General features: G+C 71.1%; 28 protein-coding genes, 2 pseudogenes and 1 riboswitch. Of the genes and pseudogenes, 16 read left to right on the top strand and 14 right to left on the bottom strand.

What is annotated here, in order from left to right; genetic code table 11:
- Position 1: 1 nt before the first annotated feature.
- Entirely contained in the window at positions 2-307 is a 306-nt protein-coding gene (locus tag ABZ725_RS46040; protein WP_358808346.1) for a hypothetical protein, read from the top strand.
- Between the two features lie 379 nt (positions 308-686).
- A riboswitch (cyclic di-AMP (ydaO/yuaA leader) is annotated at positions 687-882 on the top strand.
- 3 nt (positions 883-885) lie between these two features.
- Positions 886-1,359: a C40 family peptidase gene (locus ABZ725_RS46035; protein WP_358808345.1), complete on the top strand. Its 474-nt coding sequence runs from the start codon at positions 886-888 to the stop codon at positions 1,357-1,359.
- A gap of 52 nt (positions 1,360-1,411) precedes the next feature.
- Here the strand turns inward: ABZ725_RS46035 and ABZ725_RS46030 are convergent, their stop codons facing one another.
- On the bottom strand, positions 1,412-1,903 hold the full coding sequence (locus tag ABZ725_RS46030) for an ATP-binding protein (protein WP_358808344.1): 492 nt from the start codon (positions 1,901-1,903) through the stop codon (positions 1,412-1,414).
- Positions 1,904-2,116: 213 nt separating this feature from the next.
- Here ABZ725_RS46030 and ABZ725_RS46025 point away from each other — a divergent pair, with 213 nt between their 5' ends.
- The gene (locus tag ABZ725_RS46025) at positions 2,117-2,977 is read left to right on the top strand and encodes a helix-turn-helix transcriptional regulator (protein WP_358808343.1); all 861 of its coding nucleotides are present in this window, start codon (positions 2,117-2,119) and stop codon (positions 2,975-2,977) included.
- A gap of 9 nt (positions 2,978-2,986) precedes the next feature.
- Entirely contained in the window at positions 2,987-3,220 is a 234-nt protein-coding gene (locus ABZ725_RS46020) for a DUF397 domain-containing protein (protein WP_358808342.1), read from the top strand.
- An 80-nt stretch (positions 3,221-3,300) separates the two neighbouring features.
- Here the strand turns inward: ABZ725_RS46020 and ABZ725_RS46015 are convergent, their stop codons facing one another.
- Positions 3,301-4,428 (bottom strand): 8-amino-7-oxononanoate synthase, encoded by a 1,128-nt coding sequence (locus tag ABZ725_RS46015; RefSeq protein ID WP_358808341.1) that lies wholly within the window; start codon positions 4,426-4,428, stop codon positions 3,301-3,303.
- Between the two features lie 148 nt (positions 4,429-4,576).
- Between ABZ725_RS46015 and bioB the strand changes: the two genes are divergently transcribed.
- From bioB to bioD, 3 genes are read left to right on the top strand one after another with little or no spacing between them, the layout of a single operon-like run.
- A complete protein-coding gene (bioB, locus tag ABZ725_RS46010) occupies positions 4,577-5,797 on the top strand; it encodes a biotin synthase BioB (RefSeq protein ID WP_358808340.1) in 1,221 nt (406 codons plus the stop codon).
- Positions 5,790-7,079, top strand: coding sequence for an adenosylmethionine--8-amino-7-oxononanoate transaminase (locus ABZ725_RS46005; RefSeq protein WP_351910585.1), 1,290 nt, complete (start codon positions 5,790-5,792; stop codon positions 7,077-7,079). The genes bioB and ABZ725_RS46005 overlap by 8 nt, the downstream gene beginning before the upstream one ends.
- 2 nt (positions 7,080-7,081) lie before the next feature.
- The gene (gene bioD, locus ABZ725_RS46000; protein WP_358808433.1) at positions 7,082-7,798 is read left to right on the top strand and encodes a dethiobiotin synthase; all 717 of its coding nucleotides are present in this window, start codon (positions 7,082-7,084) and stop codon (positions 7,796-7,798) included.
- A 138-nt stretch (positions 7,799-7,936) separates the two neighbouring features.
- Here the strand turns inward: bioD and ABZ725_RS45995 are convergent, their stop codons facing one another.
- Positions 7,937-10,075 carry a helix-turn-helix transcriptional regulator gene (locus ABZ725_RS45995; RefSeq protein ID WP_358808339.1) on the bottom strand — a complete coding sequence of 713 codons (2,139 nt, stop codon included), beginning with the start codon at positions 10,073-10,075 and terminating at the stop codon, positions 7,937-7,939.
- A gap of 216 nt (positions 10,076-10,291) precedes the next feature.
- On the opposite strand from ABZ725_RS45995, the gene ABZ725_RS45990 reads away from it, so the two are divergent.
- A complete protein-coding gene (locus tag ABZ725_RS45990; protein WP_351910589.1) occupies positions 10,292-10,978 on the top strand; it encodes an alpha/beta fold hydrolase in 687 nt (228 codons plus the stop codon).
- Between the two features lie 117 nt (positions 10,979-11,095).
- Positions 11,096-11,791 carry a class I SAM-dependent methyltransferase gene (locus ABZ725_RS45985; RefSeq protein ID WP_358808338.1) on the top strand — a complete coding sequence of 232 codons (696 nt, stop codon included), beginning with the start codon at positions 11,096-11,098 and terminating at the stop codon, positions 11,789-11,791.
- Between the two features lie 21 nt (positions 11,792-11,812).
- On the opposite strand, the gene ABZ725_RS45980 is transcribed toward ABZ725_RS45985, so the two are convergent.
- Positions 11,813-12,187 (bottom strand): fic family toxin-antitoxin system, toxin component, encoded by a 375-nt coding sequence (locus tag ABZ725_RS45980; protein ID WP_351910593.1) that lies wholly within the window; start codon positions 12,185-12,187, stop codon positions 11,813-11,815.
- 4 nt (positions 12,188-12,191) lie between these two features.
- Positions 12,192-12,434, bottom strand: a complete 243-nt coding sequence (locus tag ABZ725_RS45975; RefSeq protein ID WP_351910595.1) for a toxin-antitoxin system HicB family antitoxin — start codon at positions 12,432-12,434, stop codon at positions 12,192-12,194.
- Between the two features lie 120 nt (positions 12,435-12,554).
- Here ABZ725_RS45975 and ABZ725_RS45970 point away from each other — a divergent pair, with 120 nt between their 5' ends.
- From ABZ725_RS45970 to ABZ725_RS45945, 6 genes are all read left to right on the top strand, one after another.
- Complete coding sequence (locus ABZ725_RS45970; protein ID WP_358808337.1) at positions 12,555-13,331, top strand: ABC transporter ATP-binding protein; 777 nt, start codon at positions 12,555-12,557, stop codon at positions 13,329-13,331.
- 4 nt (positions 13,332-13,335) lie between these two features.
- Positions 13,336-15,927 (top strand): ABC transporter permease, encoded by a 2,592-nt coding sequence (locus tag ABZ725_RS45965; protein WP_358808336.1) that lies wholly within the window; start codon positions 13,336-13,338, stop codon positions 15,925-15,927.
- A 117-nt stretch (positions 15,928-16,044) separates the two neighbouring features.
- Complete coding sequence (locus ABZ725_RS45960; protein ID WP_358808335.1) at positions 16,045-16,482, top strand: GNAT family N-acetyltransferase; 438 nt, start codon at positions 16,045-16,047, stop codon at positions 16,480-16,482.
- A 198-nt stretch (positions 16,483-16,680) separates the two neighbouring features.
- Positions 16,681-18,018 (top strand): hemolysin family protein, encoded by a 1,338-nt coding sequence (locus ABZ725_RS45955; RefSeq protein WP_358808334.1) that lies wholly within the window; start codon positions 16,681-16,683, stop codon positions 18,016-18,018.
- Positions 18,015-19,028, top strand: coding sequence for a hemolysin family protein (locus tag ABZ725_RS45950; protein ID WP_358808333.1), 1,014 nt, complete (start codon positions 18,015-18,017; stop codon positions 19,026-19,028). Before ABZ725_RS45955 ends, ABZ725_RS45950 begins: the two co-directional genes overlap by 4 nt.
- A gap of 102 nt (positions 19,029-19,130) precedes the next feature.
- On the top strand, positions 19,131-19,985 hold the full coding sequence (locus tag ABZ725_RS45945; RefSeq protein WP_358808332.1) for an SGNH/GDSL hydrolase family protein: 855 nt from the start codon (positions 19,131-19,133) through the stop codon (positions 19,983-19,985).
- A 40-nt stretch (positions 19,986-20,025) separates the two neighbouring features.
- On the opposite strand, the gene ABZ725_RS45940 is transcribed toward ABZ725_RS45945, so the two are convergent.
- From ABZ725_RS45940 to ABZ725_RS45905, 8 genes and pseudogenes are all read right to left on the bottom strand, one after another.
- Entirely contained in the window at positions 20,026-21,333 is a 1,308-nt protein-coding gene (locus ABZ725_RS45940) for a M1 family metallopeptidase (RefSeq protein WP_358808432.1), read from the bottom strand.
- A 258-nt stretch (positions 21,334-21,591) separates the two neighbouring features.
- Positions 21,592-21,840, bottom strand: a complete 249-nt coding sequence (locus tag ABZ725_RS45935) for a hypothetical protein (protein ID WP_358808331.1) — start codon at positions 21,838-21,840, stop codon at positions 21,592-21,594.
- 105 nt (positions 21,841-21,945) lie between these two features.
- Complete coding sequence (locus ABZ725_RS45930; protein ID WP_358808431.1) at positions 21,946-22,470, bottom strand: hypothetical protein; 525 nt, start codon at positions 22,468-22,470, stop codon at positions 21,946-21,948.
- A gap of 118 nt (positions 22,471-22,588) precedes the next feature.
- Positions 22,589-22,876: pseudogene (locus tag ABZ725_RS45925) on the bottom strand (aldo/keto reductase); the annotation flags it as partial.
- 287 nt (positions 22,877-23,163) lie between these two features.
- Positions 23,164-24,138, bottom strand: a complete 975-nt coding sequence (locus ABZ725_RS45920) for a hypothetical protein (protein ID WP_358808330.1) — start codon at positions 24,136-24,138, stop codon at positions 23,164-23,166.
- Positions 24,139-24,176: 38 nt separating this feature from the next.
- Positions 24,177-24,374, bottom strand: a complete 198-nt coding sequence (locus ABZ725_RS45915) for a hypothetical protein (protein WP_358808329.1) — start codon at positions 24,372-24,374, stop codon at positions 24,177-24,179.
- An 86-nt stretch (positions 24,375-24,460) separates the two neighbouring features.
- The gene (locus tag ABZ725_RS45910) at positions 24,461-24,985 is read right to left on the bottom strand and encodes a hypothetical protein (protein WP_358808328.1); all 525 of its coding nucleotides are present in this window, start codon (positions 24,983-24,985) and stop codon (positions 24,461-24,463) included.
- Positions 24,982-25,791, bottom strand: a complete 810-nt coding sequence (locus ABZ725_RS45905) for a hypothetical protein (RefSeq protein ID WP_358808327.1) — start codon at positions 25,789-25,791, stop codon at positions 24,982-24,984. The genes ABZ725_RS45910 and ABZ725_RS45905 overlap by 4 nt, the downstream gene beginning before the upstream one ends.
- A gap of 52 nt (positions 25,792-25,843) precedes the next feature.
- On the opposite strand from ABZ725_RS45905, the pseudogene ABZ725_RS45900 reads away from it, so the two are divergent.
- Positions 25,844-25,966 (top strand): annotated as a pseudogene (locus ABZ725_RS45900) (transposase); the annotation flags it as partial.
- Between the two features lie 42 nt (positions 25,967-26,008).
- Here ABZ725_RS45900 and ABZ725_RS45895 read toward each other — a convergent pair.
- Positions 26,009-26,730 (bottom strand): IS5 family transposase (locus ABZ725_RS45895; RefSeq protein ID WP_358808326.1); only part of this gene is annotated, 722 nt, incomplete at its 5' end.

The following is a 26,730-nucleotide window of genomic DNA, read 5'->3' as shown; positions in this document are numbered from 1 at the left end:
GATGGTTCCCGAACTGCCGCCGCTGCCCGCCCTGACGCGCGCCGAGGCCGAGTTGATCGACGGTTATCTGGACGTGGTCGACCTGCTCGGCCGGATCAACCCCGCCCACCACGGGGACACCTACCGCGGACTGCGCGCGGCCCAGGCGCTGGTGGCCAAGGCGACCGCACTGCGCGACGCGCTGACGCTGATGCACCAGCGGGGCGAGAGCGAGTTCCACGCGCCGACGCTCGCGCGGGCGCTGCGCGTCCTGGACGGGGAGCGTCGAACGGCGCGCGTCACGGTGCCTCCGCTCTCCGACAGTTGACCCGGCCCTCGACCCGACGGCCGACGCGGACCGCGCTCCGGTCCGGGCGGCGCGCGCCCCGAACGCGGCGTCCGGACCGGAGTTGAAACGGACCAGACGGGTTACCTCCGTTCGGCGTAGCGACCACTTCTTTTCCCGCTCGCCGAAGTTGCGCGAAAGCGCTCTTTTCGGGCGGAGGAAAAGGCTCCGGTGCTGGTCCGGGGCCCTTTGGCATCCTTGACACCTGATCGACCATCAGGGTGTCCACCTGAACGGGTGAGTGGTGAGTAACCCCACAAATCCCCGGTTCCGTTGGGATTTTCGGACATGAGTGAGCCAAGATCCCTGACTGACGACAAGCCCCCGCCACAAGCGGCGGGGCGGTCCGGGCGGACGCCGAGTCCTGCCGCCGCCCGGATGCCCGGTCGACAGAAGTGCATCGGCAGGAGTGGAGGACCCAAGCACGACGGGTCGCCGGAACGGTCACGCCATGGCCGGGTCGAGCAGCCCTTGGGGTGAAGCCGCAGTCGCGGCCGGGCAACTTTGTCAGCCCGAATCCGACAGGTCATCCTTCACAGGCGGCTGACGAAGGGTTGCGCATGACTGCGCTCAATCGTGTCCCGTCGCTCATGGCCCGGGCCGGTACGGCCTCGGCGTTCGCCATCGCCGCCGTGGGCGGCACGGTCGTGGTCCCGGGGCTCGCCTCGGACGCCGCGGCCGCCACACCGGCGACGAAGGCGCTCCAGATCGCGGCCTCCAAGAAGGGTGCACCGTACAAGTACGGGGCGATCGGGCCGAAGAGGTTCGACTGCTCGGGGCTGACGCTGTACTCGTACAAGAAGGCGGGCAAGAGCCTGCCCCGTACGGCGGCCCAGCAGTACAACAAGACCAAGCACATCTCGGCGTCGAGCCGCAAGGCAGGCGACCTGGTCTTCTTCCACTCGGGTTCGAACGTGTACCACGTCGGGATCTACGCGGGTAACGGCAAGATCTGGCACTCGCCGAAGACCGGAGACGTGGTGAAGCTGCAGAAGATCTGGACCAAGAGCGTCTGGTACGGCCGGGTCCGTTGAGCCATCGGGCCCGCTGAGCCTCCCGGGGCGGTGCCGGCGTCCTGACGCGCCGTCATCGCCCCGGGGTCTCGCCCTCCGCCGGGGCCGCCTGGGCCGCCAGGGCTCCGGCCACCGGTTCCGTCGCCGCGGCCGTCCACGGGAGCTCGACGGTGACCGTCTTGCCGCCCTCCCGGGTGGGCCGCACTCTGAGCCTGCCGCCGCACTCCGCGGTCAGCCAGCGAATGATCACCATGCCTCGGCCGTTGTCCTGCTGGACGGCGGCCGGCAGTCGTTTGGGGAAGCGCGGGTGGCTGTCGGTGACACCGATGCGCAAGTGTTCGTCACGGTCGAGGACGAGGTCCACCCTGAAGGTGGGTGACTGCCCGAAGGTGTGCTGTACGGCGTTGGTGGTGAGTTCCGAGACGATCAGCCGGATGGTGTCGGCCGCCTCCGTGTCCGCCGGCAGACCCCATTCTCCGAGGGTGCCGGCCACGAAACCGCGGGCTGTGGAGACCGAGGCGGGATCGCTCGGCAGAGTGACGGATGCTTCCAGGTGATCTGCCATGGCGACGTCGTCCCTTTCCCACGGGACCGGGGTCCGACACGGAGCGGATGGTTCGAGTACGGTCCCGGACTGGTGCTTCTTCGCCAGACTGCCATTACCGCACCGGTCACGGGTGGCGATCCACCAAGATATGCATATATCTGTCGCTCAATGCGGTGAACTCTGCGACGGCAGAGCGTATTTGGACGGCCCGTAAGGAGTAAGGAGGAGCCCATGCAGCACGGACCCGCGGTGCGCCGCCGGAAGCTGGGCGCCGAACTGCGCAATCTGCGCGCCCAGGCGGGCCTCACCAGTGGTGAGGCCGCCCGGCTCGTGGGCTGGCACCAGTCCAAGGTGAGCCGTATCGAGACAGGCACCAGTGGGTCAAAACCGGCCGATGTGCGGTTACTCCTCGACGCCTACGGGGTGGCCGATCCGCAACTGCGGGAGCTGATGCTGGCATTGGCCGGCACCGACGGCAGCGGCGGCCGGGACCACTGGTGGCACGCCTACCGCGGGGTGCTGCCGCCCACCTACCGGGACTTCATCAGCCTGGAGTCCCAGGCGAGCGCGATGCGCACACTGGAGACGAGTGTGGTACCGGGGCTGCTGCAGACGCCCGAGTACGCCCGTGCGGTGACCAGGGCCGCGGTGGAGGGCGTCACGGAGGACCAGCTCGACACACTGGTCGAGGTGCGACTGGCCCGGCAGGACGTGCTGCGCGCGCAGCCGCCGCTGGAGCTGAGCGCGGTGCTGGACGAGGCGGTGCTGCGGCGGGAGGTGGGCGGGCCCGAGGTGATGGCGCAGCAGCTCGGTCGGCTCGTGGAGGCCGCCCGACTGCCCCAAGTGCGGCTGCAGGTTCTTCCGTTCGCCGCCGGGGCGCATATCGGCGTAACCGGGCCTTTCGTTATCTTCTCATTTTCGCGCACTTCTGATCTGGATGTGGTTGTTCTCGACCACTTGACGAGTAGCCTCTATCTCGAACGGAAAGAACACCTCGAGGCCTACACCGAGGCCTTCAACGCCCTTCGGGCGTATGCCCTTTCGCCCGGGGACTCATCGGAATACATCGCCGCGATAGCAGGCGGCGCGTAAGGAGGCACCATGTCCGCAGTACCGCGGAACGTACCTTCCAGCACCGATCCCGACCGTCTCCCGGATGTGCGGTGGCTGCGCAGCAGCTACAGCACGGGAGCGAACAACTGCGTCGAGACGGCCCGGCCGGCCGCAGGCCCCTGGGCCGGTCTGCTCGCCGTACGCGACTCCAAGGACCCGGCCGGACCCGCCCTGCTCTTCTCCCCCGAGAGCTGGACGGGTTTCACAGCCGCGTTGCACTGACCGCACCGCAGTAGTCGGCGCACCAGTCAGCGGTGACCGACCCACCAGTCAGCGGCGACCCACGGCCGTGTCACGCCGACTCATGGTCGCGTCTCGCCGATCACCCGTACAGCGCGTTCCAGCTCGGCCCCGGAGAGATTCGCCCGGGCGGTCAGCCTGAGGCGTGAGATGCCGTCGGGCACGGAGGGAGGTCGGAAGCAACCGACGGCCAGGCCTGCCGACCGGCAGTCCGCCGCCCACTGCACGGCCTCCTCCGGGGACGGTGCACGCACGGAGACGACCGCGGCGTCCGGACGCACCGCTTCCAGGCCCGCGGCCGTCAGGCGCGCGTGCAGCTCGCCCGCCACCGCACGTGCGCGTGGCGCCCGCTGCGGCTCCCTGCGCAGCAGCCGGAGCGCCGCCAGGGCCGCGCCCGCCGCCGCCGGCACCAGTCCCGTGTCGAAGATGAACGTGCGGGCCGCGTTCACCAGGTGGTCGATCACGCGCGCGGGACCCAGCACGGCGCCGCCCTGGCTGCCGAGCGACTTGGACAGCGTGACCGTGACGACGACGTCGTCGGCGCCCGCGAGACCCGCCGCGTAGGGAGCGCCCTGTCCGCCGTCCCCGAGCACGCCGAGGCCGTGGGCGTCGTCGACGACCAGTCCGGCGCCGTGCTCCCGGCAGACGGCCGCGAGGGCGGCCAGCGGGGCGGCGTCGCCGTCGACCGAGAAGACGGTGTCGGAGACGGCCACGGCCGGTCCCTCGTGGGTGGCGAGGGCCTTGCGCACCGCGTCCGGGTCGGCGTGCCCGACGACCTGGGTGGCGCCGCGGGCCAGCCGGCAGCCGTCGATGAGCGAGGCGTGGTTGCCCGCGTCGGAGACGATCAGCGAGCCGTGCGGGGCCAGCACGGTGACCGCGGCGAGGTTGGCCGCGTACCCGGAGGAGAAGACCAGCGCCGCCTCGAACCCGCAGTGCTCCGCGAGCTCCCGCTCCAGCTCGCCGTGCAGCTCCGTGGTGCCGGTGACGAGCCGGGAGCCGGTCGAGCCGCCGCCCCAGGCCCGGGCGGCCGCCGCGGCCCCCTCGACGACCTCGGGATGGCGGGCCAGGCCCAGGTAGTCGTTGCTCGCGAGATCGAGGAGCGGCGAGTCGGCCGGGCGGGGCCGCAACGTCCGTACGAGTCCGGCCCGGCGGCGCAGCTCCGCCTGCTCGTCGATCCAGCCGAACGCCATGGGTCCTCCGGGGATTTTGTAGGTAGCGGACAGACCCTAGCGGCCCGGCCGCCCACCCACGGTGTGGCAATACCCACACGTCGAACCGGGTGTGTTGTGCGATCCCTACCTTGGCCCGGAGGAGGTCCGTAGGACAGGATCGGCTCTCATGGACCTGCTGAACACGCTGGTGGACAAGGGGCTTCGGCGCGAGCTGCCGACCCGCGAGGAAGCGCTGGCCGTGCTGGCCACTTCCGACGACGACGTGCTGGACGTGGTGGCCGCGGCCGGCCGGGTGCGCCGGCAGTGGTTCGGGCGCCGGGTGAAGCTCAACTACCTCGTCAACCTCAAGTCGGGGCTGTGCCCCGAGGACTGCTCCTACTGCTCCCAGCGGCTCGGCTCGACGGCCGGGATCCTCAAGTACACCTGGCTCAAGCCCGACGAGGCCTCCAAGGCCGCGGCGGCGGGACTCGCGGGCGGGGCCAAGCGGGTCTGTCTGGTGGCGTCCGGGCGCGGGCCGACGGACCGGGACGTGGACCGGGTCGCGGGCACCATCAAGGCGATCAAGGACCAGAACGAGGGCGTCGAGGTGTGCGCCTGTCTGGGGCTGCTCTCCGACGGCCAGGCCGAGCGGCTGCGCGAGGCGGGCGCCGACGCCTACAACCACAACCTGAACACCTCCGAGTCGACCTACGGCGAGATCACCACCACCCACACCTACGCCGATCGGGTGGACACGGTCCAGAAGGCGCACGCGGCCGGGCTGTCGGCGTGCTCGGGTCTGATCGCCGGCATGGGCGAGTCGGACGAGGACCTGGTGGACGTCGTCTTCTCGCTGCGCGAGCTGGACCCGGACTCGGTGCCGGTCAACTTCCTCATCCCGGTCGACGGCACCCCGCTGGCCAAGGAGTGGAACCTCACCCCGCAGCGGTGTCTGCGGATCCTGGCGATGGTGCGGTTCGTGTGCCCGGACGTCGAGGTGCGCATCGCGGGCGGCCGCGAGGTCCATCTGCGCACGATGCAGCCGCTCGCCCTGCACCTGGCCAACTCGATCTTCCTGGGCGACTACCTCACGACCGAGGGCCAGGCCGGCAAGGCCGACCTGGAGATGATCGCGGACGCCGGGTTCGAGGTGGAGGGCTCCGCGCAGGTCACGCTGCCGGAGCACCGGGTGGCGGCGGACGCGAGCTGCGGGTCCCACGAGGGCGGCGGCTGCGGGTCGCACGCCGGCGGCGGGTGCGGGTCGCACGAAGGGGGCGGCTGCGGATCGCACGAGGGCGGCGGTGTCTGCGGGACGGCCGCTGCCGCGCCGGCCGCGAGCGAGCCCCGTACGGACCTGGTCGCCGTACGCCGTCGGGGCGCCGGCACCGACCTCGCGCCCAATGCCTGAGCTGCCCTCGTTCGACGTCCCCGAGCTGCTGGAGCTCGACCGGCGGCACGTCTGGCATCCGTACGGGCCGATGCCCGGCCGGGTGGACCCGCTCGTCGTGGAGTCGGCGAGCGGGGTCCGGCTGCGGTTGGCGGACGGCTCGGGCGAGCTGGTCGACGGCATGTCGTCGTGGTGGTCGGCGATCCACGGCTACCGCCACCCGGTGCTCGACGAGGCCGTGCGCGAGCAGTTGGGCCGGATGAGTCATGTGATGTTCGGCGGGCTCACCCACGAGCCCGCCGTACGGCTGGCGAAGCTCCTTGTCGACATGTCGCCCGAGGGTCTGGAGCATGTCTTCCTGGCCGACTCGGGGTCGGTGTCGGTCGAGGTCGCAGTGAAGATGTGCCTGCAGTACTGGCGTTCGCTGGGCCGCCCGGCCAAGCAGCGGCTGCTGACCTGGCGCGGCGGCTACCACGGCGACACCTGGCAGCCGATGTCCGTGTGCGACCCCGAGGGCGGGATGCACGACCTGTGGACCGGGGTGCTGCCCCGGCAGGTCTTCGTGGACCCGCCTCCGGTCGAGTACGAGGAGGCGTACGCCGATCTGCTGCGGGCGGCGATCGAGCGGCACGCCGACGAGCTGGCCGCGGTCATCGTGGAGCCGGTGGTGCAGGGCGCCGGCGGGATGCGGTTCCACTCCCCCGCCTATCTGCGGGTGCTGCGCGAGGCGTGCGACGCGCACGACGTGCTGCTGGTGTTCGACGAGATCGCGACCGGGTTCGGCCGCACGGGCGCGCTGTTCGCGGCGGAGCACGCCGCGGTGACGCCGGACGTGATGTGCGTCGGCAAGGCGCTGACCGGCGGCTATCTCACCATGGCGGCGGCCCTGTGCACGTCCCGGGTGGCCGACGGGATCTCGCGGGGCGAGGTGCCGGTGCTGGCGCACGGCCCGACGTTCATGGGCAACCCGCTCGCCGCGGCCGTCGCCTGCGCCTCGATCGAGCTGCTGCTCGGGCAGGACTGGCTCGCCGAGGTCAAGCGGATCGAGGCGGGCCTGCGGGACGGCCTGGCGCCCGCCCTGGAGCTCCCCGGGGTGCGGGACGTCCGGGTCCTGGGCGCGATCGGGGTCGTCCAGCTCGACCATGAAGTGGACATGAAGGCGGCCACGGAGGCCGCCGTGCGCGAGGGCGTCTGGCTGCGGCCGTTCCGCGATCTCGTATACACGATGCCGCCGTATGTCACCGGTGACGCGGATGTGGCACGGATCGCGCGCGCGGTGTGCGCCGCGGCGCGGGAGGGATGAGCATGCCGATCCTGGTGATCACGGGAACGGGCACGGAGGTCGGCAAGACCGTCGCGACGGCCGCGGTCGCCGCGTCGGCGCTGGCGGCGGGCCGGTCGGTGGCGGTGCTGAAGCCCGCGCAGACCGGCGTACGGCCGGACGAGCCCGGGGACGCCGAGGAGGTCGCGCGGCTCGCGGGCGCGCTCACCACGGCCGAACTCGCCCGCTATCCCGAGCCGTTGGCTCCGGCGACGGCGGCCCGGCGGGCGGGCCTGGCGCCGGTGCGTCCGTACGAGGTGGCGGAGGCGGCCCAGAAGCTGGCCGCGGAGCACGACCTGGTGCTCGTCGAGGGGGCCGGCGGGCTGCTCGTGCGGTTCGACGAGACGGGCGGGACGCTGGCCGACGCGGCGCAGTCGCTGCGGGCGCCGGTGCTGCTCGTGGCTTCGGCGGGGCTGGGCACGCTGAACACGACGGAACTGACGGCCCGTGAACTGCGGTCGCGGGGCGTGGAGTTGTTCGGTGTCGTCATCGGCGGCTGGCCCGACTCCCCCGACCTGGCGTCCCGTTGCAATGTCGCGGACCTGCCGGAGGTGGCCGGAGCGCCGCTGCTGGGGGCGCTGCCCACGGGGGTCGGCGCCCTCCCGCCCGCCGACTTCCGCACCGCGGCCCCGAGTTGGCTGGCGCCGCGGCTGGACGGAACGTGGGAGGCGGAAGCGTTCCGCGCGAGGGCGACGCGTTAGGGCCGGGCGAAGTCGGCAGCGCCCAGAAGGGGCGCGGGGCGCTGACATCTGCGGCTCCGCCGCGCGGGCGCGGCAGCGGAACGACGGCACATCGCGGCCCCGCGGCGGAGCCGCATATCGACACGGTCAGCGGAGCGCTCAGTCCCCCTCGGCCAGCAGGCGTACGAGTTCGATGCGGGAGCGGATGCCCAGGCGGGTGAAGACGCCTCGCAGGTGGTGGTCGATGGTGCGGGGGCTCAGGGCCAGGCGGGCGGCGATCTCGCGGTTCGTGGCGCCGTCGGCGGCGAGGCGCGCGACCAGGAGCTGCTGGGCGGTCAGATGGGTCGTCGGGCGTTCGCCGGCGCGGGTGGAGGCGGCGGGGGCGCCGAGCGCGCGGAGCTCGGCGCGGGCGCCCTCGACGCAGTGCGGGGCGTCGAACGACTCGAACGCCTCCAGGGCGCTGTGCAGCCGGTCGCGGGCCTCCGTGCGCCGACGCAGTCTGCGCAGTGCGCTGCCGAACAGCAGTTCCGTGCGGGCGCGTTCGAAGGCACGCGTGCCGTCGGCGTGCAGGTCGAGGGCGGTGCGGTAGTGGGCGAGGGAGTCTTCGCCCGGGGTGAGCAGGGCCCGGCAGCGGGCGCTGAGGGCCAGGTCGTCGGGGCTGTCGACGGCGCGGGCCCAGCGGTCGTAGTCGGCGTGCGCGGCGCGGGCGATGCGGGTGTCGCCGGTGCGGGCGGCGGCCTCGACGTAGTGCGGGGTGGCCAGATGGCGGATGGCCCGGTGGCCGTGGCCGGGGCCGGAGTTGGCCAGCGCGCGGAGCCGGGTCGCGGCGGCGTCGTAGCGGCCGAAGCCCAGGTCGAGGAAGGCCAGCGCCCACTGCGCCAGCGCGGCGGGCAGCCCCAGGCCGTGGGCGACGGCGTACGAGCGGGCGGCCGCAGCCCGCTCCCGGCACAGCTCGGCCTCGCCGGTGAGCGCGGCGAACATCGCCAGGGCCGCCTGCAGATGGCAGGCCCCGTTGTCCTGTCCGGTGGCGTACGCCTGGCGCAGGGCGTCCAGCGCGGCCGCCTCGGCGGCGCGCGGGCGACCGGTCCAGAAGTCGGCGTAGGCCCGGAACTCCAGGGCCTGGGACACGGCGGGGGTGACGCCCCGGGCGCGGGCGGCGGCGGCCGCGCGGACGGTGGCGGTGGCGGCGCGGGTGTGGTCGCCGAGCATGAGGGCGGCGATGCCCGCGTGCACGAGGAGGGTGGGGTCACCGCCCGGTCCGCACCGCCCGGCGGTCGCCTCCAGCAGGTCGCGCGCGTCCTCGTAGCGCCCGTCGACGGCCGCCGCCATCGCGCCCAGCACACCCGGTGGGTCGATGCCCGACTGCCGGGCGAGGATCGCCGCCTCACGACATCGACGCAGGTCACCGGTGTAGACGGCGGCTTCCGCGGCGCGGGCGAGGAGGTGGCCGACGGGGGCCGCGGGTTCGGCCGCCCGGGCCAGGACCCGGGCGGCGGCGGCATCGGCGCCGCCCGCGTCCTGCGTCTGCGCCGCCCGTGTCGCCCCTGCCAGCAGCGCGTCGAACGCCTCCCCCGCGTGCCCGGTCCGTAGGGCGAGGAGGCCGGTGAGGGCGTCTGCGTCGGTGCGGGCCGCCAGGGCGCGGGACCGGTCGCCGTCGCCGGAGTGCCAGGCGTCGGCCGCCGCCTCGGCGTGGCGGCGGGACTGTTCGCGGGGGTCCGTGCAGAGCGCGGCGGCCCGTTCGGCGAGGGCGCCCGACAGCGCCGGGTCGTCGGCGGCGCGGGCCTGGGCGGCGGCCGCCGTCAACTCCGCGGCGAGCCGCCCGCTGGGGCCGAGCGCGCCCGCACTGCGGTGCCAGGACCGCCGGGGCGTCTCCGCCGGGCCGTGCAGGACGCGGGCGAGCAGCCGGTGCGCGTCGCGCCGGTCGGCGGGGACGGCCGTCTCGTAGGCGGCGATCCGGGTCCAGGCGTCCCGGAAGCCGACCCCTCCGGCCGTGGCGTAGGCGATGCCCGCCGCCTCGGCCGCCTCCAGGGGCCGGGTGTCGAGGCGGGCGGCGGCGACGGCCCGCAGGAAGGCGTGGGTGGCCACCGGGTACTGGTCGGCGGCCGCCAGCAGGAGCAGCAGCCGGGTGTCGTCGGGCAGGGCCCGGACCTCCCGGCGGTGGGCGCGCAGGATCTCGGGGGCGAGGTCGACGGGTTCGGCCGGCAGCGGGTCGAGGCCGACCGTCTGACGGTCGGTCAGCCGCGCCGCGAGTTCGACGGCGGCGCGCGGGTCGCCGTGCACAAGGCGCAGCACGCGCACGCGGACGCCTTCGGGCAGCGCGGCGACCGGGCGCCGGAACGCGTCCGGGGGCCTCGGTGGCGAAGTGCGGTCAAGACGTGGGGGGTTCACCGGTGTCACCACACGACTGACGTTACTGGCGAGTTAATTGAGCCGTAAAGACCGGCGATTTCACCGATGCGGCGCGCGTAGACCCGCCGGACACTCCTGGCAACCCCATACGTTTCAGGAGGCATCATGCAGCGCTCCAAGCGTCGCATCGCCGCGGCTGTCTCGGCCGTGGCCTCTTCGCTCCTTCTGTCACTGTCGTTCTCGGCCCCCACAGCCCGAGCCGCGACCCATGACCCGATCGTCTTCGTGCACGGTCTCAGCAGTTCCTCCAGCAGCTGGGACGACTGGGTCGCCGACTTCAAGGCCGACGGCTACACGGCCGCCGAGCTGGACGCGTGGACGTACAGCTGGTCCCAGTCCAACGCCACCACCGCCGCCCAGCTGAACACCGAGATCAAGAACGTGCTGGCGAGAACCGGCGCGAGCAAGGTCGACGTGGTCGTCCACTCCATGGGGGCGCTCAGCTCCCGCTACTACCTCAAGAACCTCGGCGGGACCGCCTACGTGGACGACTTCGTCTCCGTCGCGGGCACCAACCACGGGACGTCGGTGGCCTCGTGGTGCAGTTGGCTCTACACCTCCTGCGCCGAGATGGTCACCGGAAGCTCGTTCCTCACCTCGCTCAACTCCGGTGACGAGACGCCCGGCAGCGTGAACTACGCGACCTACTGGTCGAACTGCGACGCGGCCATCGATCCGGACTCCTCGGCGCTGCTGAGCGGGGCCACGAACGTCGGTGTCGGGTGCATCTCGCACAACGACATGAACAACGACTACGGCGTCTACGAGCAGGTGCGCGACTTCATCCAGTGAGGCGCGGCCGGGGCGGGCCCTGCGGGGCCGGCACGGCCGGCGGAGTGTGCGACGGAGGGTGCGACGGGCCTGCGCGGGGGAGAATCCCGGTAGGCCCGTTCTGCCCGGGAGGTCGCCATGCCGCTACGTTCCACCGGCTCCGGGTCCGGCAAGGTACCCGGTGACCCCGTCTGCCATCCCCTCTTCGCCCGTTGCTACGCCCGGCTCGGTGCGGCCGCGGAGACCCGGGCGGGCCTCTCCGGGGTGCGGGACCGGCTGCTCGCCGGGCTCTCCGGGCGGGTCATCGAGATCGGCGCGGGCAATGGACTGAACTTCGCGCACTACCCGGCCGCCGTCTCGGAGGTCGTCGCGATCGAACCGGACCGTCTGATGCGGCAGTTGGCGCTGGAGGCGGCTCTGCGCGCCGAGGTGCCCGTCGACGTCGTGCCGGGAGTGGCGGAGGCGCTGCCGGTCAAGAGCGAGGCGTTCGACGCCGCGGTGGTCTGTCTGGTGCTGTGCAGCGTGCGGGACGTGCCGCGTGCGCTGGCCGAGCTGCGGCGGGTGCTGCGGCCCGGGGGCGAGGTGCGGTTCCTCGAACACGGCCCGGGTGGCGGGCGGGCGATGCGGTTCACCCAGCGTGCGCTGGACCGCACGGTGTGGCCGTATCTGGCGGGCGGCTGCCGGCTCAGCAGGGACGCGGTCGGCGCGCTGCGCGAGGCCGGGTTCGAACCGGGCCCGTACCGGCGGATGCTGCTGCCGGAGAAGGGGCCGCGGCTGCCGTTCTCCTACTGTGTGACGGGGACCGCCCGGCGGCCGTCCGAGGCGGCCGACTGAGGGCTCACGGCCGGGCGCGGTTCACACGCTCCACCGGCGCAGTTCGCGCGCGATGTCGGCCACCGACGCCTCCCCGGTCTTCACCAGCCGGGCCAGGTCGCGGACCTGTTCGGGCGAGGTGGTGATCTTCAGGCCGCTGGCGACGAGATAGGCGTATGCGACAGCGCAGGCGAACAGGGCGTTGGAGCGCTCCAACGCCGGGACGTGGATGAGCAGTTGGAGCAGCGAGGCGGCGCGGGCCTGCGGGTCGTCGTATACGGGGACGTCGAATATCTCGGCCTGGTGGCGTGCCACCGCCGCGACCAGCGCGCCCCAGTCGGTGACCTGAGGGTCTCCGGGTGTGTTCTGTTCGGCGAGCATGAGCAGCCAGGCGAGGTCGATACGAAGGTCGCTCAAGGGATCAGCGGCGACCTTCGCGCATGCTGCCCTCGCGTTCCGCGCCGAACTCCTCGACGAAGACCGTCTCGTACTGCTTCATGAAGTCACTGGCCGCCTCGACGAACGTGTGTCCGATTTCCCCGGCGTCCTGTCTGACCAGTTCTTCTATATAGCGGTTGACGCTCATGCCACGGGCCGTGGCGCGCTCACGGGCGACCTGGGCCGTGCCCTCGTCGACGCGTACGTTCAGCTGGGTCTTCGCCATACCTCGACGCTAGCGCCGAGGTGCTAGCAGCGGCAAGGGCGCGCCGCAATCGAAAAGTGATACCGCCTGTGGGCCGGATCACACTACTCTCGGCACGTCGACGCGACGGAGGAGGCAGCCTTGTCCACACCCGACGGGATCGCGGCCCGCGCCCATGGCCTGACCAAGGCGTACGGCTCCGGCGAGACCACGGTGCTGGCCCTGGACTCGGTGGATGTGAGCATCGCGCGCGGCCGCTTCACGGCGGTCATGGGGCCCTCGGGCTCCGGGAAGTCCACGCTGATGCACTGTCTGGCCGGTCTCGACAGCGTCTCGGCCGGTCAGGTGTGGCTCGGCGACACGGAGATCACGGGGCTGAAGGACCGGGAGCTGACCCGGCTGCGACGGGACCGGATCGGGTTCATGTTCCAGTCGTTCAACCTGATCCCGACGCTGAACGCGGCCGAGAACATCACCCTGCCGATGGACATCGCAGGTCAGAAGCCCGACCAGAAGTGGCTCGACCAGGTGATCGACACCCTGGGCCTGCGGGACCGGCTCAAGCACCGGCCGTCGCAGCTGTCCGGCGGCCAGCAGCAGCGCGTGGCCTGCGCCCGGGCGCTCGCCTCCCGCCCCGAGCTGATCTTCGCGGACGAGCCGACCGGCAACCTGGACTCGCGCGCCGGGCTCGAGGTCCTCGCGTTCCTGCGCGAGGCCGTCGACAACCTGGGCCAGACGGTGGTCATGGTCACCCACGACCCGGGGGCCGCCGCCCACTCCGATCTGGTCCTCTTTCTGGCGGACGGCCGGATAGTGGACGAGATCGAGCGCCCTACGCCAGAGGCGGTACTCGAACGCATGAAGCGTTTCGACGTCACCCGCGCACCGGTCGACGGCACGGCCCCCGAGGAGAACTGACCCGGTGCTGAAAGCCACGCTCAGGAGTTTCCTCGCCCACAAGGGGCGGCTGCTGCTGTCCGCGCTCGCGGTCGTCCTGTCGGTGGCGTTCGTCGCGGGCAGCCTGATCTTCTCGGACACGGTGACGCGCACCTTCGACCGGCTCTTCGCGTCCACGTCGGCGGACGTGACGGTCGAGCCCAGGGACGACCTGAGCTCGTCCGTGCCGTCCGGCGCGGTCCAGACCCTCCCCGCCTCCCTCGCCGGGCAACTGGCCCGGGTGGACGGGGTCGCGTCGGCCCACGCGGACGTGAGCGTGGAGAACATCACGGTCGTCGACGGCGAGAACAAGTCCGTCGGGCCGACCACGGGTGCGCCCACCATCGCCACGGACTGGTACGTCACCGACCGCAGCCCGGTGAAGCTGACCTCCGGCCACGCCCCGCGCAGCGCCGGCGAGGCCATGCTCGACGCCGACACCGCCGACAAGAAGCATGTGAAGATCGGCGACGCCCTCACCGTGATGGCCCAGCCGGGCTCGTTCAAGGTGGAGATCGTCGGCATCGCGACCTTCACCACCACCAACCCGGGCGCGGCCCTGGTCTTCCTGGACCCCAGGACCGCCGCCGCCCAGCTCCTGGGTTCGGCGGAGAAGGCCACGGCCATCTCCGTCGACGCGGCGCAGGGGGTGAGCGACGCCGTGCTCAAGCAGCGCGTCGCCGCCGCCCTCGGCTCCGGCACGTCCTCCGGCGGGTCCTCCGGCGGGTACGAGGTGAAGACGGCCGACGAGCAGGCGAAGTCGTCGGCGGAGGCCCTGGGCGGGTTCCTCGACGTGATCAAGTACGTGATGCTCGGCTTCGCCGGGATCGCCGTGCTGGTCGGCGTCTTCCTGATCGTCAACACGTTCTCGATGCTGATCGCCCAGCGCACCCGTGAGCTGGGGCTGCTGCGTGCCCTGGGCGCCGACCGCCGCCAGGTGCGCCGCTCGGTGCTCACCGAGGCCGTGCTGCTCGGGCTGGTCGGCTCCACGCTGGGTCTCGCCGCCGGCATCGGTCTCGCGGCCGGGCTGATCAAGCTGATGAGCGCGTTCGGCATGAACCTGAAGACCACGGAGATGGTCGTCGGCTGGGGGACCCCGGTGGCGTCCTACGTCGTGGGCGTCGGCGTCACCTTCGTGGCGGCCTACCTCCCGGCCCGGCGCGCGGCGACCGTGTCGCCGATGGCGGCCCTCGCGGACGCGGACATCGCCGGGGTGGGCCGGCCGCTGAGGGTGCGCGCCGTGGTGGGCACGGTCGTCGGGGCGCTCGGCGCGGCCGCCCTCGTCGGCTGCGTGAGTTCGTCGAAGACGGCGTCCGCGGCCTCCCTGCTGGGCCTGGGCGTGGTGCTCACGCTCATCGCCACCGTCATCGCGGGCCCGATCCTGGTCCGCCCGGTGATCCGCGTCCTCGGCGGCGCGTTCCCCGCGTTGTTCGGGCCGGTCGGCCGGATGAGCCAGCGCAACGCCCTGCGCAACCCGCGCCGTACGGGCGCCACGGCGGCCGCGTTGATGGTGGGCCTCGCCCTGGTGGGCGGGATGTCGGTGGCCAGCGCCTCGATGTCCAAGTCGTTCGACGAGCAGATCGACAAAACGCTGGGCGCCGACTTCGTCGTCCAGAACGCCAACTTCACCCCGTTCTCCGCGGAGGTCACGAATGCGGTGCGCGACACCGAGGGCGTCGGCCTCGTCGTCCGCCAACGGTTCGCGCCGATCGCCGTACGGCTGCCCGACGGCAAGCGCGTCGAGACGACCGCCACCGGCTACGACGACCAGGTCGACGACGTCGCGCACGTCACGTACGCCGAGGGCGACACGGCGGCGGCGCTGGCCGCGGGCGCCATGGGCATGGACGTCGACTTCGCGAAGGACCACGGGGTCGGGCTCGGCAGTGTGCTCCCGGTGGAGTTTCCCGGCGGCCGGACGACGTCGCTGAAGGTCGGCGCGCTCTCCGACCAGGACTCGGCCGACGGCTTCGGCACCCAGGGCGGGATGTTCTTCGGGATCGCGACCGTCGAGAAGTACGTGCCGGGCGGTCAGGACTCCGCGCTGTACGTGAACGCGGCCTCCGGCACGACGGCCGACCGGCTGCGCCCCCGGCTCGACCGGACGCTCGACGCGTATCCGCAGGTGCAGGCCCGTGACCAGGCCGACTACAAGAAACTGGTGCACGACCAGATCGCCGTCCTGCTGTACCTGGTGTACGCGCTGCTCGGACTCGCGATCGTCATCGCGGTGCTCGGCGTGGTCAACACCCTGGCGCTGTCGGTGGTGGAGCGGACCCGGGAGATCGGGCTGCTGCGCGCCATCGGGCTGGCCCGGCGGCAGTTGCGCCGGATGATCCGGCTGGAGTCGGTGGTGATCGCGGTGTTCGGCGCGGTGCTGGGGCTGGCGCTCGGCCTGGTGTGGGGCGTGTGCATACAGCAGGTGCTGGCGTTGCAGGGCATGAAGGCCCTCGCCGTGCCGTGGGGCACGCTCGTCGGGGTCGTCGTGGGCTCCGCGGTCGTCGGCGTCGTCGCGGCGCTGCTGCCGGCGCTGCGGGCGTCCCGGATGAACGTGCTGGCGGCCATCGCGCACGAGTGAGGAAGCCCGGAGGGTCCGTGACGCGTCCGTTCCGGTCGTCGCCGGGCCGCGCGGCCGGTGGTCGTCCGGATGGTGGAATCCCGGGTCCGGGCGCGCCGTCCGTGATGGGATCGCCGCATGTCTGATCTGCGGATACGGGCCGCGACGCCCGACGACCTGGACACCGTCCTCGCCTTCTGGAAGACCGCCGCCGAGGGCACGAGCATCAGCGACGACCGCGGCGGAGTGGAGCGGCTCGTCGCCCGGGACCCCGAGGCGCTGATCCTGGCCGAGCGCGACGGCGAGCACGGCGGTGAGCTGGTCGGGACGGTGATCGCCGGGTTCGACGGGTGGCGGTGTCATCTGTACCGGCTGGCGGTGCACCCGGAGCGCCGCCGCCAGGGCATCGGGTCGGCGCTGCTGGCCGCCGCGGAGGAGCGGTTCGTGCGGCTGGGCGGGCGCCGCGGCGACGCGATGGTGCTCACCCGCAACGAGACGGCGCACCATGCCTGGCGCGCGGCGGGGTACGCGCCGGAGGAGAAGTGGCGGCGCTGGGTGAAGCCGCTCACCGACTGATCACCGACCGGCCCGGAGCCGGTCGACGGCACTTTTGCCGATCCTTTACCATTGGGGGGCTGTGTGGATCATCCACACAGCCCCTCCATGACTTCATGAAAGGTGTGAGCGTCCGCCCATGGGCGAGCCTCCCAGTACCCGTACGCGACATCGCGCGCTCCTTCCCGCCCTGCCCGATCCTGGGACGGAGGTGACCCGATGACCGAAGTACTGCTGCTCCTGGTGGCGATCCTGCTGTCGTTCGCGTGCGGCGCCTTCGTCGCCGCCGAGTTCTCGTTGACCACGGTCGAGCGCAGCGAACTGGAACGGGCGGTGGAGCGCGGCGAGCGCGGCGCGTCCGGGGCCCTCAAGGCGGTACGGAACCTGACCTTCCAGCTCTCCGGCGCCCAGCTCGGCATCACCGTCACTAATCTGGTGGTCGGCATGCTGTCCGAGCCGTCGATCGCCAAGCTGATCGCCGGGCCGCTGGAGTCGCTCGGTCTGTCGAGCAGCACGTCCCGTTCCGTCGCGCTGGTGCTGGGCACGGCCCTGTCGACCGTGTTCCTGATGGTCGTCGGCGAGCTCGTGCCCAAGAACTGGGCGATCTCCTCCCCGCTCACGGTGGCCAAGGGCGTGGGCAACGCGCAGCGCTGGTTCAGCGCCGCCTTCCGCCCGTTCATCAGCCATCTCAACAGCACCGCCAACCACATCGTGCGCCGCTTCGGCGTGGAGCCCACCGAGGAGCTCGCGGCGGCGCGCGGCCCGCAGGAGCTCGCGGCGCTGGCCCGGCACTCCGCGAAGGCGGGCGCCCTGGAGGCGGACACCGCCGAGCTGTTCGTGCGCACCCTGAACCTGGCCGATCTGACCGCGGAGAACGTGATGACCCCGCGCGTGCAGGTCATGGCCCTGGACGCCTCGGCGACCTGTGAGGACGTGGCGAACGCGACCCGGGCGAGCGGCCTGTCCCGCTTCCCCGTGTACCGCGGCAACCTCGACTCGGTGGTCGGCACCGCGCACATCAAGGACGCGCTGGCGATCCCCGCCGAGCGACGCGCGCGCGTGCCCGTCTCGGAGATCCTGCGCGAACCGCTCCTCGTACCCGAGTCGCTCACCGTGGACCGGCTGCTCGACCGGCTGTCCGGCAAGCGGACCATGGCCGTGATCATCGACGAGTACGGCGGCACCGCGGGCGTGGCGACGCTGGAGGACATCGTCGAGGAGGTCGTCGGCGAGGTCCGCGACGAGCACGACCCGCACGAGACGCCCGACCTGGCGCCCGCGGGCACGGACGACGACGGCCGCGCCCTGTACTCGGCCGACGGCGCCGCCCGCACCGACCAGCTCGCGCGCGTGGGCCTGCACGCCCCCGAGGGGCCGTACGAGACGCTCGCCGGCCTGGTCGCCACCGAGCTGGGCCGGATACCGGCCGCGGGCGACACCGTCGAGGTGGGCGGGTGGCGGATGGACGTCGTCGACGCCTCCGGCCGCCGCGCCGCGCGCGTGCTGCTGCACGCGCCGCCCACCTCCGACAACCACGTGGAAGGGGCGGACCGTTGATCGCCGTCCAGTTGCTCGTCGCACTGGCGACCCTCGTCGTCAACGCGTTCTTCGTCGGCGCCGAGTTCGCGCTGATCTCCGTGCGCCGCTCCCAGATCGAGCCGCACGCCGAGCGCGGCGACCGGCGCGCCGACAGCGTGCTGTGGGGTCTGCAGCATGTGTCCGCGCTGATGGCGGCCGCACAGCTCGGCATCACCCTGTGCACGCTGATCCTCGGCGTGGTCGCCGAACCGGCCATCGCACACCTGCTGGAGCCGGTGTTCCACGCGGTGGGCGTGCCCGAGGGCGCCGGCCACGCGGTCTCCTTCGTCATCGCGCTGGTCCTCGCCACCTATCTGCACATGCTGCTCGGCGAGATGGTCCCGAAGAACATCGCGCTCGCGGAGCCGGTGCGCAGCGCCCTGCTGCTGGGCCCGCCGCTGGTCACGCTGGCCCGGGGACTGCGCCCGGTGATCTTCACGGTCAACGCCTTCGCGAACGGGCTGCTGAAACTCATGCGGATCGAGACCAAGGACGAGGTCACGGCCACCTTCTCGGACGCCGAGCTCGCGCAGATCGTCCGGGACGCCGGCGAGGCCGGCCTCATCGACGACCGCGCCCAGGAGCGGCTGCACGACGCCCTGGAGCTGGGCCGCCGCCCGGTGCGGGACGTCGTCCTGCCGCTGGAACAGGTCGTCTACGCGCGCGTGGGCGTCACTCCTGAGGAGCTGGAGCAGCTGGCGGCCGAGTCCGGGTTCTCCCGCTTCCCCGTGGTGGACGACGGCCGCCGGATCGTCGGCTACCTGCATGTGAAGGACGCGCTGGACGCCTCGCCGCGGGACATGCCGTTCCCGGTGCGGGACATGCGGCCCATCGCGCGCGTGCGGGAGGCGACGCCGCTGGACGACGTCCTCACCGCGATGCGCGGCAGCCGGACGCACCTGGCGGCCGTGCTCGGCTCCGACGGCCGACTGGCCGGAGTGGTGACCATGGAGGACGTCCTGCAGGAGCTGTTCGGCCGGCGGGCGTAGCCCGCCGCCCCGGCGGGGGCTCTCCGCCGGGGCGGAGTCCGCTGCCGGGGCGGAGGCCGACCGACCGTCGGGTATGGGACTCGGGCTACCATCTGTGTCGCCATGCAGACGAACTCCACGCACACGAACCCGACGCACACCAGCCTGGTCGCGGTCGGCGACTCCTTCACCGAGGGCATGTCGGACCTGCTGTCCGACGGCTCCTACCGCGGCTGGGCCGACCTCCTCGCAGGCCGGATGGCCGCCCGCACCCCCGGTTTCCGGTACGCGAACCTGGCGGTGCGCGGCAAGCTGATCTCGCAGATCGTCGAGGAACAGGTGCCGGTCGCCGCCGCCATGGGCGCCGACGTGATCACGCTGGTCGGCGGACTCAACGACACCCTGCGCCCCAAGTGCGACATGGTCCGGGTGAAGGACCTGCTGACGGAGGCCGTGGAGCAGCTGGCCCCGTCCTGCAAACAGCTGGTGCTGATGCGCAGCCCGGGTCGGCAGGGGCCCGTCCTGGAGCGGTTCCGGCCTCGCATGGAGGAGCTGTTCGGGTGCGTGGAGGAGCTGGCGGAGCGGCACGGCGCGCTCGTCGTCGACCTGTACGGCGCCGAGTCGCTCGGCGATCCGCGGATGTGGGACGTCGACCGGCTGCACCTGACGGCGGAGGGCCACCGCCGGGTCGCCGAGGCCGTCTGGCAGACCCTCGGCCACGACGCCGAGGACACCGAGTGGCGCACCCCGATGCCGGCGACGCCGCCCCCGGGCTGGACCGCCCGGCGCGTCGCGGACGCCCGGTTCACCCGGCAGTACCTGCTGCCCTGGATAGGCCGCCGCCTGACCGGCCGCTCCTCGGGCGACGGCCGGACAGGCGCCCAGTTCAGCGCTGAGCTCGGCAGAGCCTTCTGGGTCACCCCTGCGGACCGCACAGACCCCGGCCCGGTGACGGACTGGCGACGGGTGGAGCCCTGACCCGGAGGCGCCTTACGCCGCGCGAGCAGGCAGCACTCCGTCACCAGATGTGGTGTGCCTCCCAGAAGGGGGCCAGGTCCTGGTCCGTCATGGACTGGGCGGCCTTCTTGAAGTCAGCGGTGGTGGAGACGCCGTACCAGTGATCCTGGGCGTACCCCTTGAGCAGTCGCGCCATGGTGCCGGAACCGAGCGTGCGTTCCAGATCGGCCAGGGCGCAGGGCCCGGCTGTGTAGACCAGGTGATATGTGCCGGGGTGTTGCGACCAGTAGGCCATGGAGCCGGTCAGCGAGATGTCGTCGTCGGGCCAGTAGACGTCCGACCAGCAGTCACGGGTGTCCCAGCCGTAGAAGCGGGCGTTGGCGTACTGAGCGAAGCTTTCGTCCAGCCACGGTGCGGAGTACTCGTCGTTGCCGACGACGCCGTACCACCACTGGTGCGCCACCTCGTGGACGGCAGCGCCGCCTTCTTCGGTGGTGCCGAGGAGGACGAGGCCGGGATACTCCATGCCGCCGCCGAACCCGCTGGTCATCACGAGGTCGATCTCGTCGTACGGGTAGCGGCCGAACTCCCGGCCGAACCGGTCGATCGCGGCGACCGCATCCACGCGGTTGGCGCGCACGCCCGTGGCAGGGGTGTCGGGCGCCCAGTACGACTTCACGAGCACACCCCCGGCCGTGGTGTCGGTCGCCGTGCGAAACGGGCCCGCCGCCCACGCGAAGTCCCGCACTCGCTCCGCGACGCCGAGCGTGACCGTACGGCCGGCGCGACCGGGGAACGTTCGGGTGTGGCCGGTCGTCGGCACCTTCAGGGACGACGGGTGGTCGAGTCGGACACGGAAGTCGCCGGTCAGGGCGTAGAAGCTCTCGCCGACCGACACGTAAGGGTCGAGATGCCAGCCCTTCGCGTCATGCACGGCGAGCACCGGAAGCGCGTTGCCGAGGAAGCGGTAGGCGCCGTCGTGGCCGAAGCGGGCGTTACGGTCCGGCACGGTGATCGAGACGTCGAAGGCGATGGACGTCCGCATATTGCGCGCGAGCGGCCTCGGCAGTGCTACACGCAGAGCCGTGCAGTTCACACCGAGAGGGTCCGGTGTGCCACCGCGTACCTTCGTCACCGTGATGGGCGAAGGCGCAGCGGGCGTGCCGCACTTGTCCTCGCCGTTGCCCCACAGACGTAGGTACACCTCGCGCAGAGGCTGATCGGACCCGTTCCGGAACGACACCCGCTGCCGCCCCGTCCAGTGGCTGCCGTCGGCGTCGGATCGCAGGACCACGTCGTAACGAGCGCGATCGGGCGTCGCGGCGGCCGTGGACAATCCCTGTCCGGGCGCCGCGCCCGCATCACTCATACCGCCGCCCAGTGCCGTGAACAGCATGAACAACACGATGAACAGACGACGACCGGACCTGGGTAACCCTATGGATGACGGTGACATGCCAGCGGATACTGCCACATCACACCGTCATTGGACGCAGTAACGGGTGCCCGGGACCCGGTGGGGTGACGCCGGTCTCGTAGGTTCCGCCGAACGGGACTGTGGCGCTGGCCTGCACTAATCGCCAGTAGAATCCGTGGCAGATTCTACGAGCTTCCACATCAATGCAGCTCATAGGCCTATTACTGGAGTGCGGGAGAGATCGTTTCTCACATCTTTCTCCCTACCGCTCGGTATGCCGCCTCCGTGGAAGGTGTCCCACGCGGTCGCTGCAGCCCTCATGTCCTCGACGTCCACGTGCACGTACTTCCGCTTGGTGAACGCCGCATTGGTGTGCCCGGCCCCGGCGGCAAGGATGTGGCTGAGGCGGTCTACGACTGGCCAGACGGCGCCGGCTAGGACGGGTGACACCTCGGCCATCCGGAGTGTTCCGAGCTACGGCTCCTACGCCGTCGAACGAGGTGCTCGGCAGGCGGCCGTCTCAAGGGTTCCAGGAGAACGAGACGCGCGCGCGGTCGGAGCGCTTCACGGCTCGGTCCTGCCACGACATGTGTTGCTCGGCTTCCGATTCGCCGGAACCCGCCAGCCGAAGCGGCCCCCCACGTAGTCCGTCGTGCGGGGGTCGGAGCGAGTGGAGAACACAGTGGCGGTCGGGCCACCCGAGCCCACCACCGCCTGGAGATCAGACGGCTGAAGACCGCCGCCTTCGCCCACCTCGACTACCCCGACGCCCGCCAGGCCCTCCAAATCGTCCGCTGGAGAAAGGACTTCACCACCGGCAAGCTCACCATCGAACGCGCCTACCTGATCACCAGCCTGCCGCCCGGCACGGCGACCGGCGCCCAGATCGCCGCCTGGATCAGAGGGCACTGGAAGATCGAAAATCGCGACCACGGTCGTGTCGCCCAGCAGCTCGCCGTGGCCCATCGGCGAGTACGCCTCGACGACGATGCCGTGCTTCCGGCAGAAGTCGAACGTCTCGAACGAAGTGTTCCCGACTTGGGCGAGGACCTGGTTCACTGCGGGCTCCACGGTGCCGTGCTCGAGGATGTTCCGCAGGTCCTGCGGCTCGAAGTTCGAGACCCCGATCGGTCGGATCTGCCCCGGCCGCTCGGGCCTCCTTCAGCGCCCGACACGCCTCGAGGTTTCCGGCGAAGTGCCGGTCCTCGCCGTGGAACTCGGCCCAGGGCCATGGGCTGTGGATGATCATCAGGTCGATCCAGGCGATGCCGAGTAGGTCCAGCGACTCCTGGATCGCCGTCTTCGCCTCGTCGCAGGTCTTGAAGTCGGCCTCCAGCTTCGTGGTCACGAACAGCTCCTCGCGCGGCACGCCGGAGGTCCGCACGCCCTCGCCGACGCCGCGCTCGTTGCCGTAGCCCTCCGCCGTGTCGACGTGCCGGTAGCTGAGGGAGACTGCGTCTCGGACGGCCTGCGCGACGACGTCGTCCTCGATCATCCAGGTGCCCAGGCCCAGTTTCGGGATCGAGTGCCCGTCGGACAGCGTGTAGGTCTCTTCGAGGATGGTCATGGTCTTTCCCTTTCGAACGGAGCGTCAGAGGCATCGAGACGGCTGAGAGCCGTGGACGCCCAGACCAATCCAGCGCGCCGATCCCGGAGACTGGGAGTGCCTGACAGATCCCCCGGTCGCGGGGCAGTACCGCTCTCCCGACGCAGGGCGACGCCAACCTGGCAGACCGACGCGACCTCCGGGCTTCCTGCCCCTGAGGAGCGGACATGCCGTTCTCAGACCTCCCGGGGATCTTGCCGGTCGAGGGCAGCCAGCACGCGAGTCGGATCGTCGATCAGATCGAACAGGCCGCTGGTCCGTCGCGCCCACTGCTCTGGATCCCCTCCCTCCGCGAACGCCGCGGCCGACGCGAACTGGACCTGGAGGTTGACCGGCAGTCTGCCAGCCAGGGACGCACCGAGCTCTCGGCCCAGGACGGCTCGCGACGATGACGGCCGCCTGAACCGGGCCGGCTTGCCGGTCGCCGGGACGGCGGTGCCGCTCACGCCCTCGACAGCCGCGACGGCATCACGCACCCAGCCGCCACCCCAGGTGTCGGGGAGCGGAACAGCGATCCGCCGAACACCGGCGATCGCGTCCCTCCCCAGCGCGAGCGAGAGCCCTCCCGGATCCTCGTGGTAGTTCAGGTAGCGGGCGACGTCGACGCCTGGCGGGCAGACCTCGTCGAGCACGACGTCGCCGACAAAGTTGCTGGGGTCGACGAGCCACCCTTCCCGCACCACGACGGATGGCTTCAGACGGACCCGATACAGATAGAACTGGCTGCGCTGGTCGGCCTGGTCGCGGATCCGACGCAGCATATTGTGGACAGCGGCCTCGTACGTGCCGACGTGGAGAGCCTTCGCCCGCTGGCGCGCGGCCCACGCGGAAACCCGCTGCTCTCCGCCCATCATCCTGCGGGTCTCGGGAGTCAAGACGGCTGCCGGGTCGAAGTCCCGCGTCGGCCAGTCCGGCTGCGTGCTCGTGTGGTACCAGGAGAACTGCGCGACCCTGTCGTCGTCGAGCGCCGGGTCGCCGGAGTCGAGCGTCACCCGAGGCGAATCCTCGTGCTCGCAGGTCATGTCGCAGCCGGGGCAGGTCTCCTTCACCTGCTTCCACCGATCGATCCAGTCCAGATCGACGCGCCACCGATGATCGCAGCGCCCACAGAGCATCTGCCGCTCGCGCCAGAAGTCAATCCGCCGTTCCACGGAACCATTCTCCGGAAGCATCCGACGGAGAACCAGCCTCAGCCGAGGTCTCGAAGCCGCCGGAACTCCGCCGCAGCATCTGCTTCGTCGCGGAGCAGGCCGACGATCTGCTCTGCGAACCTGCTCGGATCCTCGGAACGCAGCTCAGCAGCGCAGCGAACGCCGTACCGCTTGCCCGCGAAGGCCATCTCAGCGTTGAGCCGGGACTCGGACACGGCAGCGAGAGAACTGCTCATGCTTCAACCCTACGGGCGGATGCGCCTGATACGACGAGACCCCGGCAGATTCGGCGGGGCCTCGTCGCGCTCCGAGGATCCGTTCCCTACGAGACGTTCGCCGTCTTGACGCTCGTGTTGCTGACCGGCACGTCGATCCGGTCCCGAGCGACGACGACCCCGTCCTTGAGGACGTAGCACTCGACGACGTGCTCGCCCTTGAAGTCCGAGTGCTCGATGCGGACTCCCCGCTTGCTCGAGTCGACGATCTGGCCGCGAATCTTGTCCCGTCGCTCGGCTTCCGGACCACGATTGAGCACCTTCCACTTCAGCGTGCAGGGCTCCCCGACCGAGCAGCTGGTGACCACGAACCTCAAGCTCTTGTCGGCCTTGAGCAGGATCCCGCCGCGACACATCGCACGGAGCCAGGTCGGACGCCATCCGGCCTGCGTGACCTCGCAATCGAGGGACACGGTCTCGGACACGTCGACCGGGAATTCGTCCTCGATGAACTCCTCGGTGTCCCTGAACGACCGGGACGACTCGCTCGCGCTCTGTGCCAGCGGCACCGACGTGCCGAAGACCTCGCGCCACTTCTTGTTGGCGGACGCCTTGCCTTCGTCCGCGATCACCTCGAGGCATCGGTTGTACGCCTTCTTCGCCTTCGGCTGGAACTGTGCCTTGACGTGACCCGCTGCCGGCTGCCCAGCGCCAGGTAGTACTCCTCCTCTGCTTGATCTTTGAGGAATTCGAAGAAGTCGCGGGCCATGAGGTCGAACGAGCCTGTGCCCGCTGCGTCGTAGTCGTCGGTCTGGTCGAAGAAGTTGTAGACGAGGGTGTCGATGAGCAGGCCGCCCATGTTTACGCCGTTCGCGTTCTTCCATGCCCGTGCCATCCGGGCGAAGTGGCGCACGTTCGTCGAGATGCGGTCGTTGCACTCCTTGGTCGCGGCGATCTCCTCGCGCGGCTTGGTGACCTTCCAGCCCTCAGCCTTCGTGTCCGGGTAGTCGAAGCTGCCATCGGCGTTCTCGAATGCCGGCTGGACCTCGAACTTGAAGGCGTTGGACGTGAACCGCACCCGGACGACGCACTGGTCGACGCGGATCTCCGTGTTCTTGTACCGCGCCTTGAGGTCGTCGCGAACCCTCTCGAGAATCCTCCGCGGGCCGGTGTCCCCGTCGTAGCTCGACCGGATCCTGGACGGAAGGATGAAGATCATGTCGAGGTCGGACACGTCCTTTATCGCGGCGTGCCGACCGAACGATCCGACCATCAGCTTGAAGTCAGTGCAGCTGTCCTTGTCGCGGAAGTCCTTGTTGAGCGCCTTCGTGATCTCGTCCCGGCGCGAGGCGACCGTCGTGGCCAGCTCCCCGACCTTCAGGTTCTCGTCGTACCTCTCCGAGTCCGGGTACGTGTGCTCGGGCGCGCCGACCGCCACCAGTGCCTGATCGTAGAAGGCGGGGGCGCAGCCGGTGGCCGGCGATGTTCTTCAGAAGTCCGACGAGTGGAAGGCCCGCTACAAGATCCGTGCCGGGGTCGAAGGCGTCTTCTCCCAAGGCGTCCTCGCCCACGGCCTGCGCAGATCCCGCTACCGGGGCCTGGCTAAGAGGTCGTTTTCTCCCATTGTTTTACCCCTGGATGTGTACTTGATCCTGTTATGCCGGGTCGCGCCAGGAGATGGTGGCTTCGCCGGTGAGGCGGCGGGCCATGAGGTCGGTCATGGCGAGGTGGATCATGGCTTCGGAGCGGGCCGGGAGGGTCTCGTAGTCGCGGGCCAGGCGGCGGTGGAGCATCAGCCAGCCATAGGTGCGCTCAACGGCCCAGCGTTTGGGTAACGGGGTGAATCCCCTGGTCCCGGGGGTGCGGGCGCTGATCTCCATGTCGATGCCGAGGGTGGCGGCGTGCTCGACGAAGTGCTTGCGGTAGCCGCCGTCCACCCAGGTCTTGCGGATCGTGGGGTGGTCGGCGGCGACCTGGTCGAGCAGGCGGGTGCCGGCGTTGGAGTCCTGGACGCTGGCCGCGGTGACCAGGACCGCGAGCAGGAGGCCGAGTGTGTCGGTCACGATGCTCCGCTTGCGGCCCACGATCTTCTTGGCGTTGTCCGTGCCCTGGCTCGCGGCGGGGACGCTGGTGGAGGTCTTCACGCTCTGTGCGTCGATCACGCAGGCCGAGGGCTCAGTGTTGCGGCCCCCCTGCTCGCGGACCAACTCCCGTAACAGGCCGCTGAGCTGGGCGAGGATGCCGTCCTTCTGCCACTTGGCGAAATAGCCGTAGACGGAGTTCCAGTGGGGGAAGTCGTGCGGCAGGTAGCGCCACTGCACCCCGGTTCGGTCCACGTACAAGATCGCGTTCATGATCTCGCGCAGGTCGAGCTCGG

It is taken from the genome of Streptomyces sp. NPDC006872, from assembly GCF_040635845.1.
In the GTDB taxonomy this organism is placed as follows: Bacteria; Actinomycetota; Actinomycetes; order Streptomycetales; family Streptomycetaceae; genus Streptomyces.
The sequence above is the reverse complement of the archived record's forward strand: the minus strand, read 5'-3'. Positions and strand labels throughout refer to the sequence as shown.

Bases quoted from the DNA above. Each gene is read 5' to 3' on its own strand.
- ABZ725_RS45955 (WP_358808334.1), top strand. From the start codon at position 16,681: ATGACCGAAGTACTGCTGCTCCTGGTGGCGATCCTGCTGTCGTTCGCG.
- bioB (WP_358808340.1), top strand. From the start codon at position 4,577: ATGGACCTGCTGAACACGCTGGTGGACAAGGGGCTTCGGCGCGAGCTG.
- ABZ725_RS46015 (WP_358808341.1), bottom strand. From the start codon at position 4,428: ATGGCGTTCGGCTGGATCGACGAGCAGGCGGAGCTGCGCCGCCGGGCC.
- bioD (WP_358808433.1), top strand. From the start codon at position 7,082: ATGCCGATCCTGGTGATCACGGGAACGGGCACGGAGGTCGGCAAGACC.
- ABZ725_RS45915 (WP_358808329.1), bottom strand. From the start codon at position 24,374: ATGAGCAGTTCTCTCGCTGCCGTGTCCGAGTCCCGGCTCAACGCTGAG.
- ABZ725_RS45985 (WP_358808338.1), top strand. From the start codon at position 11,096: ATGCCGCTACGTTCCACCGGCTCCGGGTCCGGCAAGGTACCCGGTGAC.
- ABZ725_RS46025 (WP_358808343.1), top strand. From the start codon at position 2,117: ATGCAGCACGGACCCGCGGTGCGCCGCCGGAAGCTGGGCGCCGAACTG.
- ABZ725_RS45945 (WP_358808332.1), top strand. From the start codon at position 19,131: ATGCAGACGAACTCCACGCACACGAACCCGACGCACACCAGCCTGGTC.
- ABZ725_RS45935 (WP_358808331.1), bottom strand. From the start codon at position 21,840: ATGGCCGAGGTGTCACCCGTCCTAGCCGGCGCCGTCTGGCCAGTCGTA.
- ABZ725_RS46040 (WP_358808346.1), top strand. From the start codon at position 2: ATGGTTCCCGAACTGCCGCCGCTGCCCGCCCTGACGCGCGCCGAGGCC.
- ABZ725_RS46030 (WP_358808344.1), bottom strand. From the start codon at position 1,903: ATGGCAGATCACCTGGAAGCATCCGTCACTCTGCCGAGCGATCCCGCC.
- ABZ725_RS45975 (WP_351910595.1), bottom strand. From the start codon at position 12,434: ATGGCGAAGACCCAGCTGAACGTACGCGTCGACGAGGGCACGGCCCAG.
- ABZ725_RS46020 (WP_358808342.1), top strand. From the start codon at position 2,987: ATGTCCGCAGTACCGCGGAACGTACCTTCCAGCACCGATCCCGACCGT.
- ABZ725_RS45990 (WP_351910589.1), top strand. From the start codon at position 10,292: ATGCAGCGCTCCAAGCGTCGCATCGCCGCGGCTGTCTCGGCCGTGGCC.
- ABZ725_RS45940 (WP_358808432.1), bottom strand. From the start codon at position 21,333: ATGAGTGATGCGGGCGCGGCGCCCGGACAGGGATTGTCCACGGCCGCC.
- ABZ725_RS45960 (WP_358808335.1), top strand. From the start codon at position 16,045: ATGTCTGATCTGCGGATACGGGCCGCGACGCCCGACGACCTGGACACC.
- ABZ725_RS46035 (WP_358808345.1), top strand. From the start codon at position 886: ATGACTGCGCTCAATCGTGTCCCGTCGCTCATGGCCCGGGCCGGTACG.
- ABZ725_RS46005 (WP_351910585.1), top strand. From the start codon at position 5,790: ATGCCTGAGCTGCCCTCGTTCGACGTCCCCGAGCTGCTGGAGCTCGAC.